Annotated in this window: 11 protein-coding genes, 1 pseudogene and 1 riboswitch; of the genes and pseudogenes, 4 read left to right on the forward strand and 8 right to left on the reverse strand. The window is 73.4% G+C overall.

Annotated features, from left to right (window positions below; all coding sequences use genetic code 11):
• Positions 1 to 133: 133 nt before the first annotated feature.
• The 8 genes from HW445_RS08075 to HW445_RS08110 all read right to left on the reverse strand — a co-directional run bounded on the left by HW445_RS08075 (position 134) and on the right by HW445_RS08110 (position 7997).
• Complete coding sequence (locus tag HW445_RS08075) at positions 134 to 634, reverse strand: carboxymuconolactone decarboxylase family protein (protein WP_180220336.1); 501 nt, start codon at positions 632 to 634, stop codon at positions 134 to 136.
• A gap of 160 nt (positions 635 to 794) precedes the next feature.
• Positions 795 to 1346, reverse strand: a complete 552-nt coding sequence (gene mug / locus HW445_RS08080; RefSeq protein ID WP_180220337.1) for a G/U mismatch-specific DNA glycosylase — start codon at positions 1344 to 1346, stop codon at positions 795 to 797.
• A 19-nt stretch (positions 1347 to 1365) separates the two neighbouring features.
• The gene (gene purB, locus HW445_RS08085) at positions 1366 to 2805 is read right to left on the reverse strand and encodes an adenylosuccinate lyase (RefSeq protein ID WP_180220338.1); all 1440 of its coding nucleotides are present in this window, start codon (positions 2803 to 2805) and stop codon (positions 1366 to 1368) included.
• A gap of 88 nt (positions 2806 to 2893) precedes the next feature.
• Positions 2894 to 3871 carry an aldo/keto reductase gene (locus tag HW445_RS08090; RefSeq protein ID WP_180220339.1) on the reverse strand — a complete coding sequence of 326 codons (978 nt, stop codon included), beginning with the start codon at positions 3869 to 3871 and terminating at the stop codon, positions 2894 to 2896.
• Positions 3872 to 4015: 144 nt separating this feature from the next.
• Positions 4016 to 4798 carry an SGNH/GDSL hydrolase family protein gene (locus HW445_RS08095; RefSeq protein ID WP_180220340.1) on the reverse strand — a complete coding sequence of 261 codons (783 nt, stop codon included), beginning with the start codon at positions 4796 to 4798 and terminating at the stop codon, positions 4016 to 4018.
• A 67-nt stretch (positions 4799 to 4865) separates the two neighbouring features.
• The gene (locus HW445_RS08100; protein WP_180220341.1) at positions 4866 to 5882 is read right to left on the reverse strand and encodes a hemolysin family protein; all 1017 of its coding nucleotides are present in this window, start codon (positions 5880 to 5882) and stop codon (positions 4866 to 4868) included.
• Positions 5879 to 7228 (reverse strand): hemolysin family protein, encoded by a 1350-nt coding sequence (locus HW445_RS08105; RefSeq protein ID WP_180220342.1) that lies wholly within the window; start codon positions 7226 to 7228, stop codon positions 5879 to 5881. Before HW445_RS08105 ends, HW445_RS08100 begins: the two co-directional genes overlap by 4 nt.
• Before the next feature lie 295 nt (positions 7229 to 7523).
• Complete coding sequence (locus HW445_RS08110; protein ID WP_180220343.1) at positions 7524 to 7997, reverse strand: C40 family peptidase; 474 nt, start codon at positions 7995 to 7997, stop codon at positions 7524 to 7526.
• A gap of 2 nt (positions 7998 to 7999) precedes the next feature.
• A riboswitch (cyclic di-AMP (ydaO/yuaA leader) is annotated at positions 8000 to 8200 on the reverse strand.
• A 449-nt stretch (positions 8201 to 8649) separates the two neighbouring features.
• On the opposite strand from HW445_RS08110, the gene HW445_RS08115 reads away from it, so the two are divergent.
• From HW445_RS08115 to HW445_RS08130, 4 genes and pseudogenes are all read left to right on the forward strand, one after another.
• Positions 8650 to 8952, forward strand: a complete 303-nt coding sequence (locus tag HW445_RS08115) for an urease subunit gamma (RefSeq protein ID WP_180220344.1) — start codon at positions 8650 to 8652, stop codon at positions 8950 to 8952.
• A gap of 14 nt (positions 8953 to 8966) precedes the next feature.
• A complete protein-coding gene (locus HW445_RS08120) occupies positions 8967 to 9278 on the forward strand; it encodes an urease subunit beta (protein ID WP_180220345.1) in 312 nt (103 codons plus the stop codon).
• Positions 9271 to 11010, forward strand: a complete 1740-nt coding sequence (locus HW445_RS08125) for an urease subunit alpha (protein WP_180220346.1) — start codon at positions 9271 to 9273, stop codon at positions 11008 to 11010. The genes HW445_RS08120 and HW445_RS08125 overlap by 8 nt, the downstream gene beginning before the upstream one ends.
• A 5-nt stretch (positions 11011 to 11015) precedes the next feature.
• Positions 11016 to 11153 (forward strand): annotated as a pseudogene (locus tag HW445_RS08130) (urease accessory protein UreF); the annotation flags it as partial.

Genomic DNA, 11153 nt, shown 5'->3' on the forward strand with positions numbered 1-11153 from the left:
GGGCGCCGTCCGGCGACCTGGACGAGAAGTTCGCCCGGGCGGGCGTGGCCGCACTCGGCAGGTGAACCGGCACGGCGGCGCCCGGTCCGCACCGGTGCGCCGCCGTCCGCGGTCACCCGACCGCCACCTCACCTCACCCCGCGCCGGGACCCCCTGCCGCGGGGCGCACGGGGTACTTGCTCATCACCGACACGCGGTTGAAGGCGTTGATGGTGACCGCCACCCACAGGACGGCCGAGATCTCGTCCTCCGACATCACCGCCCGCGCCGCGCGGTAGGCGCGGTCCTGCGCCTCCGCGTCCTGCGGACGGGTGGTCGCCTCGGCCAGGGCGAGAGCGGCCCGCTCCCGGGGATCGAACAGCTCGGTGTCGCGCCAGGCGGGCAGGACGCCCAGGCGCTGGGTCGTCTCACCCGCGCGCAGGGCCGCGGCGGTGTGCAGGCCGAGGCAGTACGCGCACGCGTTGAGCTGGGAGACCCGCACGTTGACCAGTTCGACGAGCCTTCTCGTCAGCCCCGCCTCCGCCGCCGCGGCCTTCACCGCCTCGGAGGTCGCCACCAGCGCGCGGTAGGCCTCCGGGTGCTGCTTGTCGAGGAAGACCCGCCGACCGGCTTCCGTCTCCGTCGTCGCTGTCACGTGCGCCCCTTCGTCGTCCGGCTGTCCATCGAGGACCACGCCATCATGCCGATCTCCCCGGACCGAGGGGAGAAGGGGGTCCGCCCGAGCAGACGGTCCCGGACGCGGCCCGGTCCCCGGAGCGGATGATCCGTCCGCGCCGGTCGGTCCTCCGCGCGGGTCAGTCCTCGGCGGCCGCGCGCAGCCGGGCGTACTCCTCGGCCATGGTCGTCAGGCTCCAGTGGGCGTTCAGCCCGCTCGGGTTGGGCAGCACCCACACCCCGGTGCCCCCGCCCATGACCCGCTCCTGCGGGCCCACCGCCGCCTTGCGGTCGCCGAACGCCGCCCGGTACGCCGTGACGCCCAGAACGGCCAGCCAGCGGGGCCGCAGCAGCTCCGTTTTGGCCTCCAGGATCCGGCCGCCCTCCAGGTACTCCTCGGCGGTCAGCTCGTCGGCCCGCGCGGTCGCCCGCTCGACCACGTTGGTGATGCCGAGCCCGAAGGACAGCAGCTCCCGCTGCTCCGCGGGGTCCAGCCGCCGGGGCGTGGAGCCGGACCGGTGCAGCACGGGCCAGAAGCGGTTGCCCGGACGCGCGAAGTGGTGCCCGGTCGCGGCCGTCATCAGGCCCGGGTTGATCCCGCAGAACAGCACGCGCAGGCCGCTCGCGACCACATCGGGGACGATGCGGTCGCGAGCGGCCTCCAGCTCCTCGCGGGTGAAGCGCGGCGTCATCGCCCCACCGGCCGCCGGATCAGAGGATCGCCCCGGGGGTGTACGCCGCGGCCTGCGGGTGCCGCTTCACGATCTCCTCCACCCGGGCGACCACCACACCGACCTGGTCGGCGGCCGCGCCCGTGAAGGACAGCTTGTCCGCCATCAGGGCGTCCAGCCCCGCACGGTCCAGCGGGACGCGCTCGTCGGCGGCCAGCCTGTCCAGCAGCTCGTTGCGCTCGGCGCCCTGCTCGCGCATGGCGAGGGCGCAGGCCACCGCGTTCTCCTTGATGGCCTCGTGCGCCTCCTCGCGGCCCACCCCGGCGCGCACCGAGGCCATCAGCACCTTGGTGGTGGCCAGGAACGGCAGGTAGCGGTCCAGCTCGCGCGCGACGACGGCGGGGAAGGCGCCGAACTCGTCGAGCACGGTCAGGAACGTCTCCAGCAGGCCGTCCAGCGCGAAGAAGGCGTCCGGCAGCGCCACCCGGCGGACCACGGAGCAGGAGACGTCGCCCTCGTTCCACTGGTCGCCCGCCAGCTCGCCGGTCATCGAGGCGTAGCCGCGCAGGATCACCATCAGGCCGTTCACGCGCTCGCAGGAACGGGTGTTCATCTTGTGCGGCATCGCCGAGGAACCGACCTGGCCCGGCTTGAAGCCCTCGGTCACCAGCTCGTGGCCGGCCATCAGGCGGATGGTCTTGGCGAGCGAGGACGGGGCGGCCGCCAGCTGGACGAGGGCGGTGACGACCTCGTAGTCCAGGGAGCGCGGGTAGACCTGGCCGACCGAGGTGAAGGCCTGGCCGAAGCCGAGGTGGGCGGCGATGCGCTCCTCGAGGCCGGCCAGCTTGCCGGCGTCGCCGCCGAGGAGGTCCAGCATGTCCTGGGCGGTGCCGACCGGGCCCTTGATGCCGCGCAGCGGGTAGCGGCCGAGCAGCTCCTCCAGGCGGGCGTACGCCACCAGCAGCTCGTCCGTGGCGGTGGCGAAGCGCTTGCCGAGGGTGGTGGCCTGGGCGGCCACGTTGTGCGAACGTCCGGCCATCACCAGCTCGCCGTACTCGGCGGAGAGCCGGCCCAGGCGGGCCAGCACGGCGACGACGCGGTCGCGGACCAGCTCCAGGGAGAGGCGGATCTGCAACTGCTCGACGTTCTCGGTCAGGTCCCGGGAGGTCATGCCCTTGTGGACCTGCTCGTGGCCGGCGAGGTCGTTGAACTCCTCGATGCGGGCCTTCACGTCGTGGCGGGTGACCTTCTCGCGCTCGGCGATGGAGCCGAGGTCGACCTGGTCGAGCACGCGCTCGTAGTCGGCGAGGGCCGCGTCCGGCACCTCGATCCCGAGGTCCTTCTGGGCCCGGAGCACGGCGAGCCAGAGCCGGCGCTCCAGCTTGACCTTTTCCTCGGGGGACCAGAGCGTGGCCAGCTCGGTGGAGGCGTAGCGTCCGGCGAGGACGTTCGGAATGCGGGGCTTGGCGGGAGAAGTCACGTAACCGGATTCTACTGTTCGTTCGTGCAGGTCGACGCCGCGGCCCTGTTCGTCGGAACCTCCAGGACGCCGCCTGCCCCCGGGGCCCTCACGCCGCGGCGCGCGGATCGAGCAGTCCTTCGGCCAGCAGGTCGGACCAGAGCCCCTCCGGCACGTCCTTGCGGAACGCGGCCAGATCGGCGCGCACCTCCTGCGCGGAACGCATGCCGACCACGATGCCGGCCACCGCGGGGTGCCGCAGCGGAAAGGCCATCGCCGCCTCGGGGAGGGTCACGCCGTGCGACGCGCAGACGTCGGCGACCCGGCGGGCGCGGCGCAGGACGTCCGGCGAGGCGGCCGCGTAGTCGAAGAAGGCGCCGGGGGAGGGGTGCGGCGTCGCCAGCAGGCCGGAATTGAAGATGGAGGCGGCCAGCAGGGAGACGCCGCGCCCGGCGCAGGCGGGCAGCAGGTCGTGCGCCGCCCGCTGGTCGAGGAGGGTGTAGCGGCCGGAGAGCATCACCACGTCGACGTCGTGCTCCCGGACCAGCCGGGTCAGCAGGCCGGTGTCGTGCATCCCCGCCCCGACCGCGCCCACCACCCCCTGCGCGCGCAGCTCGGCCAGGGCGGGCAGACCGGTGCGCAGGGCGGCCTCGAAGTGCTGCTCCGCGTCGTGCAGGAGCAGCACGTCCACGCGGTCGGCGCCCATCCGGGCCAGCGACTCCTCGACGCAGCGCAGCACGCCGTCCCGGGAGAAGTCCCACTGCCTGCGGTGCGTGGCCGGCACCGCGAAACTCTCGTCCACGCGGCCGGCGGGATCCTGGGGCACCAGGAGCCGGCCGACCTTGGTGGAGAGGGTGACGTCCTCGCGGGGGAGTTCGCGCAGGAAGCCGCCCAGGCGGCGCTCGGCGTGGCCGACGCCGTAGTGCGGGGCGGTGTCGAAGAAGCGGATCCCGCATTCCCACGCGGCGGCCAGGGCTCCGGCGGCGGTCTCGTCGTCCAGCGGTTCGTAGAGCCCGCCGAGCGGTCCGGTCCCGAAACCGAGTTCGGTCACCTCGACCTCGGTGCGCCCGAGCCGACGGGTCCTCATGCCGTTCCCCTCCGCCCCGGCACGGCGGGGCCCCGCGCCGGGGACGAACGTACCCGGCGGGATGCCGCGTCACACCTGCCCGGACACCGCCGCCCCGCCCGCCGCACGGCCCCGGGACGGTCCGGCGCCGGTGGGCGGCCCGACTCACTCGTAGGGCAGCAGGTCCGCCCGCTTGGGGAGCAGGCCGTCGCCCGACGAACGGCCGGTGAGGCGGCGGGCGATCCAGGGCAGGAGGTGGACGCGGGCGAAGCGGGCGTCCGCGACCCGGCGCCGCAGCCACGGGTCCGGCGGGGTCGCCGCCATCGGCACGTGCCAGTGGTGGTCCTCCGGGGGGTACCCGAGCCCCTGCCACACCGCCTCCGCGACCCGCCGGTGCCCCTCGTGCGTCAGGTGGATCCGGTCCACGTCCCACACCCGGGGATCGGCCAGCGACGGCGCCCCGTACAGGTCGATCAGCACCGCCCCGTGCCGGGCCGCCAGCGAGTCGAGGGTCTCGAAGAGGGCCTCCATCCGCGGCCGGAAGCGTTCCATCACCGGCCCCCGCCGCCCGGGGCTGCGCATCAGCACCAGTTGCTTGCAGGCCGGAGCGAGCCGCTCGACGGCCTCCTCCAGCAGCCCGGACACCCGCCCCATGTCGCACTGGGGCCGCATCGCGTCGTTGAGCCCGCCGACCAGGGTGATCACGTCGGCGCCCATCTCCGCGGCGAGGCCCACCTGCTCGTCGACGATCTGGCCGATCAGCTTGCCGCGGATCGCCAGGTTGGCGTACCGGAAGCCGGGGCTGCGGGCGGCCATCCTGACCGCGAGGAGGTCGGCCCAGCCGCGGTAGGTGCCGTCGGGGAGGAGGTCCGACATGCCCTCGGTGAAGGAGTCGCCGAGGGCGACCAGGCTGGAGTACGTGGGAGCGGGATCATTCTGCGTCTGCATGGCAGGGAGAATCGTATCGCCGTCACATACCGCTCAGTCGGTCGCCCTCGGGTGGAGCGGTGGCCGCTCAGGCCGCCGGCTGGCCGAACAGCTCCCGCAGGACGTCCTCCATGGTGACCAGACCCGTCAGCCGCCCGTCGGAGCCCAGCACCGCCGCGAGGTGGGTGCGGCTGCCGCGCAGCGCGGTCAGCACGTCGTCCAGCGGGGTGTTCTCCCGGACCCGGGCGATGGGCCGCATGTTCTGCACCCGGAACGGCAGGTCGCGCGGCATGGCGTCCAGGGCGTCCTTGACGTGCAGGTAGGCGATGATGCGCCGCTCGTCGTCGACCACCGGGAACCGGGAGAACCCGGTCTCCGCGGAGAGCGCCTCCAGTTGGGCCGGCGTGACGCCCAGGGACACGTACCGCACCCTCTCCAGCGGCAGCAGGACCTCGCCCACCGGGCGGCGGCCCAGCTTCAGCGCGTCGTTGAGCCGCTCCCGGGCCCGGTCGTCGATGAGACCGGCCTCCCGGGAGTCCTTCACCATCTGCGCCAGCTCGGCGTCCGAGAAGGAGGCCGTGACCTCGTCCTTCGGCTCCACCTTGATCAGCTTCAGCAGGGCGTTGGCGAAGGCGTTGACGGTGAAGATCACCGGCCGGAAGGCCTTGGCGAAGGCCACCAGCGGGGGGCCGAGCAGGAGCGCGGTCCGCACCGGCTCCGCCAGCGCCACGTTCTTCGGCACCATCTCGCCCAGCAGCATGTGCAGGTAGGTCGCCAGGCTCAGGGCGATCACGAAGGAGATCGCGTGGCCCGCCCCGGACGGCACGCCCACGGCGTGGAACAGCGGCTCCAGCAGGTGCGCGATGGCCGGCTCGGCGACCACACCGAGCACCAGCGTGGACAGGGTGATGCCGAGCTGCGCGGCGGCCATCAGGGCGGAGACATGCTCCAGGCCCCACAGCACCCGCCCGGCGCGGCGGTCGCCCTCCTCGGCGTGCGGCTCGATCTGGCTGCGCCGGACCGAGATCATGGCGAACTCGGCCCCGACGAAGAACGCGTTGAGGACCAGGGTCAGCAGACCGATCAGCAGTTGTACGGCGGTCATCGGGTCGCTCCCTGTCCCTTCTCGGCGTCCGCGGCGACGTCGGCCGGCGGGGCGGTCAGCAGGACGCGGGCGGCCCGGTGGCCGGAGGCGTCCAGCACTTCGAGGCGCCAGCCGGCGACCTCCACGACGTCCCCGACGGCCGGTATCCGGCCCAGGGCGGTGGCGACCAGGCCGGCCAGCGTCTCGTAGGGGCCGTCCGGGGCGCGCAGGCCGATCCGGGCGAGCCGGTCGGTGCGTGCCGCCCCGTCGGCGTCGAAGACCGCCCGGCCGTCGGCGTCGGTGCCGGCCGGCGCGAGATCGGGCGTCTCGAACGGGTCGTGCTCGTCGTGGACCTCGCCCACGACCTCCTCGACGATGTCCTCCAGCGTCACCACGCCCGCGGTGCCGCCGTACTCGTCGATCACCACGGCCATGGTGCGCCCGCCCGACAGCCGGTCCAGCAGCCGCTCGACGGTCAGCGACTCGGGCACCAGCAGCGGCTCGCGCAGCAGCTCCGCCACGTGCACCCGGGCCCGTCGCTCGGCGGGCAGCGCCAGCACGTCCTTGATGTGGACCGTGCCGACCACCCGGTCCAGGTTCCCCCGGTACACCGGGAAGCGGGACAGGCCGGTGGCACGCGTCGCGTTGGCCACGTCCTCGCAGGTCGCCTGGGCGTCCAGGGCGACCACCTGGACCCGCGGGGTCATCACGTTCTCCGCCGTCAGCTCCGCCAGGTTGAGCGTGCGGACGAACAGCTCGGCGGTGTCCGCCTCCAGCGCGCCCTGCTTGGCGGAGTGGCGGGCCAGTGCCGCCAGCTCCTGCGGGCCGCGCGCGGAGGCCAGCTCCTCGGCGGGCTCCAGGCCCATCCGGCGCACCACCCGGTTGGCGGTGTTGTTGAGATGAGTGATGAACGGGCCGAAGACGGCGCTGAAGACGCGCTGCGGCGTGGCCACCTTCCGGGCCACCGCCAGCGGTGCGCTGATCGCCCAGTTCTTCGGGACCAGCTCGCCGACGACCATCAGGAAGACCGTCGACAGGGCCGTGCCGAGCACCAGGGCCACCGAACTCGCGGTGCCTTCGGAGAGGCCGATCGCGCCCAGCGGGCCGGAGATCAGGGCGGCGATGGACGGCTCGGCGAGCATGCCCACCACCAGGTTGGTGACGGTGATGCCCAGCTGGGCGCCGGAGAGCTGGAAGGTCAGACCGCGGACGGCCTTGAGGGCGCTGTCCGCGCCCCGGTCGCCCTTCTCGGCCGCGCGCTCCAGCTCGGCGCGTTCGACCGTCGTCAAGGAGAACTCCGCGGCCACGAACGCGCCGCAGCACAGCGACAGCAGGACGGCGAGCAACAGGAGGAGGACCTCGGTCACCGGGTCGCCTCCCCGTGGCCGTGGCGGGAGGAGAACACGCAGGTGAGGCTGCTACTGGGAGGCTCGCCCATGGGCGGACGCTCACGCACCTTTCGAGAGATTGCCGAGATCACCGTGGTCGGTGACACCCCCAGAGTAAAGGACGGGCAAAGTGGCCCGTGGGTGAGGGCCATGACCCGGACACGAGTACCCGCTCGGCGGCGCGGCATGGGGTGCGCGAGGACGGAAACCGGCCCCGGCGCCGGCGGACGGGCCGACGGCGCCGGGGCGGTTCACGGGCGGCACGGCCCGCGGGTCAGCGCACCCGCCCGTACCAGACGCTCCGGCTCCAGATCTTCTGCAGCCGCACCACGTCACCGCTCTTGGGCGCGTGCCAGAGCTTGCCCGAGCCGGCGTAGATGCCCACGTGGTACACCCCGTACCCCGAGTGGAAGAAGACCAGGTCGCCGGGCTTGCGCTTGCCCGCCGGGACGCGGCTGGTCCGGTTGTACTGCTGCGCCGCCGTGCGGGGCAGCGTCTTCCCGGCCTTCTTGAACGAGTAGAGGATCAGCCCCGAGCAGTCGAACGCGTGGGGACCGGTGGCGCCGTACCGGTAGGGGGCTCCCTTCTTGGAGGCCGCCACCTTGAGGGCCTTGGAGCCCACGGTGGCCGCCTGGGCCTCGGCGCTGAGGCCGGGAACCGCGATGCCGCCTCCGAACGCGGCGAAGGTCAGGACCGAGGCCGTTCCGGCCCGGGTCAGCAGGGACGGGACGCGATTGAGCACGGTCATGCACAACCCTTCGACAGCCGCCTGTGAAGGATGACCTGTCGGATTCGGGCCGCGAAGTAGCCCGGCCGCCGTGCGGCGGCTTCACCCCAAGGACCGCCCGGAACGAAGTCCGGCGGCCCGTCGTGCTCGGGTCCTCCACTCCTGCCGATCCACTCCTGTCGACCCGTCGCCCGGCCGGCGGCAGGATTCGGCGTCCGCCCGGGCCGCCCCGCCGCTGCGGCGAGGGCTTGTCGTCGGGAGGATCTTCACGCACTCGGTGCCCGGGATCATCCGCTGACGACGTGTTGTGCGCTTCGTCACCCCTGCGCCGTTCGGGTGGACAACACGGGATGTGTCCCTCGGTAACCACACCCGGCGAGGCGCTCACCAGGCCAGGAGCGGCCGGCTCCGCCCGCCGTCCACGCGGCGCGGGCAAATCGGGGGGTCCGTCGGACGGAGGAGCGTCTACGCCGAACGACGGTACGCCGTACGGCCCGCCCGACCGGAGCGCACCGGGGTGGCGGCGGTGCCACGACCGGGGGCACGCGGTGCGCGCGCCGCCGCACGGCACGGGCGCGCCCGCACCCGCCCGCCACAACGTCGTTAACGCCCCCGAAACGAGGCGCCACTAGCCTCCTGGGACGCGTCGGGGGCGACGAGACGAGGGGGCGCCGTGCAACTGACACCGCACGAGCAGGAGAAACTGCTGATCCACGTGGCGGCGGACGTCGCCGCGAGGCGCCGGGACCGCGGGCTGAGGCTCAACCACCCGGAGGCCGTCGCCCTGATCTCCTCCCACATCCTCGAGGGCGCCCGCGACGGCCGCACCGTCGCCGAGCTGATGCGCTCCGGCCGCACCGTCCTCACCCGGGACGACGTCATGGACGGCGTCCCCGAGATGATCCACGACGTGCAGGTCGAGGCCACCTTCCCGGACGGGACCAAGCTGGTCACCGTCCACGACCCGATCGTCTGACGAAGAGGGCCGCCATGATCCCCGGAGAGTTCGTCCTGGACGACGCGCCCGTGATCCTGAACGAGGGCCGCGAGGTCACCCGGATCACCGTGCTGAACGCCGCCGACCGCCCCGTGCAGGTCGGCTCCCACTACCACTTCGCCGAGGCCAATCCCGGCCTGGAGTTCGACCGGGCCGCCGCGCACGGACGGCGGCTGCACGTCGCCGCCGGCACCGCCGTGCGGTTCGAGCCCGGCATCCCGGTGGAGGTGGAACTCGTGCCGCTGGCCGGGCGCCGCGTGGTGCCGGGCCTGCGCGGGGAGACCGGAGGTCCGCTCGATGCCTGAGACGCCCCGCCCGTCGGCGCTGCCGCGCGCCGAGTACGCCGACCTCTTCGGCCCCACCACCGGCGACCGGATCCGGCTCGCCGACACCGACCTGCTGGTGGAGATCGAGGAGGACCGCTGCGGCGGGCCGGGCCGCGCCGGGGACGAGGCGGTCTTCGGCGGCGGCAAGGTGATCCGCGAGTCGATGGGCCAGTCCCGGACCACCCGGGCCGAGGGCGCCCCCGACACCGTCGTGACGGGCGCGGTGATCCTCGACCACTGGGGGATCGTCAAGGCGGACGTCGGCATCAGGGACGGCAGGATCACCGGGATCGGCAAGGCCGGCAACCCGGACACCATGGACGGCGTCCACCCCGAGCTGGTGATCGGACCGGAGACCGAGATCATCGCCGGCAACGGCAGGATCCTCACCGCCGGGGCGGTCGACGCGCACGTCCACTTCATCTGCCCGCAGATCGCCGACGAGGCGCTGGCCTCCGGCGTCACCACCCTCGTCGGCGGGGGCACCGGGCCCGCCGAGGGGTCCAAGGCCACCACCGTCACGCCCGGACCGTGGCACCTGGCCCGGATGCTGGAGGCGATGGAGGCCCACCCGCTCAACATCGGCCTGCTGGGCAAGGGCAACACCGTCTCGCACGAGGCGATGCTCTCCCAGATCCGCAGCGGCGCCGTCGGCCTCAAGCTCCACGAGGACTGGGGCTCCACCCCGGCCGCCGTCGACGCCGCGCTCACCGTCGCCGACCGGACCGGCGTCCAGGTCGCCATCCACACCGACACCCTCAACGAGGCCGGATTCGTCGGCGACACCCTCGCCGCGATCGCCGGACGGGGCATCCACGCCTACCACACCGAGGGCGCGGGCGGCGGACACGCCCCGGACATCATGACCGTGGTCTCGCAGCCCAACGTGCTGCCCAGCTCCACCAACCCGACCCGGCCGTTCACCGTCAACACCGTCGAGGAACACCTCGACATGCTGATGGTCTGCCACCACCTCAACCCGGCCGTCCCCGAGGACCTCGCCTTCGCCGAGTCGCGGATCCGGCCCTCCACCATCGGCGCCGAGGACATCCTGCACGACCTCGGCGCCATCTCGATCATCTCCTCCGACTCCCAGGCGATGGGCCGCGTCGGGGAGGTGATCCTGCGGACCTGGCAGACCGCCCACGTCATGAAGAGGCGGCGCGGCCCGCTGCCCGGTGACGGGCGCGCCGACAACCTGCGGGCCCGCCGCTACGTCGCCAAGTACACGATCAACCCGGCCGTGGCACAGGGCCTCTCCCGCGAGGTCGGCTCGGTGGAGAGCGGCAAGCTCGCCGACCTGGTGCTCTGGGAACCGGCGTTCTTCGGCGTCAAACCCCATCTCGTCGTCAAGGGCGGGCAGATCGCCTACGCGCAGATGGGCGACGCGAACGCGTCCATCCCCACGCCCCAGCCGGTGCTGCCCCGCCCGATGTACGGGGCCCTCGGGCGTGCCCCGGCCGCCAACTCGGTCAACTTCGTGGCCCCGGCGGCCCTCGAGGACGGTCTGCCCGAGCGGCTCGGGCTCGGCAAGCGGTGGGCCGTCATCGAGTCGACGCGCGGCGTCACCAAGGCCGACATGCGGCGCAACGACGCCCGGCCGGACGTGCGGATCGACCCCGACAGCTTCGCCGTCCGCATCGACGGGGAACTGGTCGAGGCCACGCCCGCCGCGGAACTGCCCATGGCCCAGCGGTACTTCCTTTTCTGAGGGGGGTGCCACCGATGACCCGCGCCGCACTGCTGCTGCTGGCCGACGGACGCTTCCCCGCCGGAGGGCACGCCCACTCCGGCGGGGCCGAGGCCGCGGTCCGGGCCGGCCGGATCACCGACGCCGCCTCGCTGGAGGAGTTC

It is taken from the genome of Streptomyces sp. UH6, assembly GCF_013421635.1.
GTDB classification, from domain to species: domain Bacteria; phylum Actinomycetota; class Actinomycetes; order Streptomycetales; family Streptomycetaceae; genus Streptomyces; species Streptomyces abyssomicinicus.

Excerpts from the sequence above, each read along its gene's own strand:
- mug (WP_180220337.1), bottom strand. The coding sequence starts at position 1,346 with ATGACGCCGCGCTTCACCCGCGAGGAGCTGGAGGCCGCTCGCGACCGC.
- HW445_RS08090 (WP_180220339.1), bottom strand. The coding sequence starts at position 3,871 with ATGAGGACCCGTCGGCTCGGGCGCACCGAGGTCGAGGTGACCGAACTC.
- HW445_RS08095 (WP_180220340.1), bottom strand. The coding sequence starts at position 4,798 with ATGCAGACGCAGAATGATCCCGCTCCCACGTACTCCAGCCTGGTCGCC.
- HW445_RS08100 (WP_180220341.1), bottom strand. The coding sequence starts at position 5,882 with ATGACCGCCGTACAACTGCTGATCGGTCTGCTGACCCTGGTCCTCAAC.
- HW445_RS08110 (WP_180220343.1), bottom strand. The coding sequence starts at position 7,997 with ATGACCGTGCTCAATCGCGTCCCGTCCCTGCTGACCCGGGCCGGAACG.
- HW445_RS08120 (WP_180220345.1), top strand. The coding sequence starts at position 8,967 with ATGATCCCCGGAGAGTTCGTCCTGGACGACGCGCCCGTGATCCTGAAC.
- HW445_RS08125 (WP_180220346.1), top strand. The coding sequence starts at position 9,271 with ATGCCTGAGACGCCCCGCCCGTCGGCGCTGCCGCGCGCCGAGTACGCC.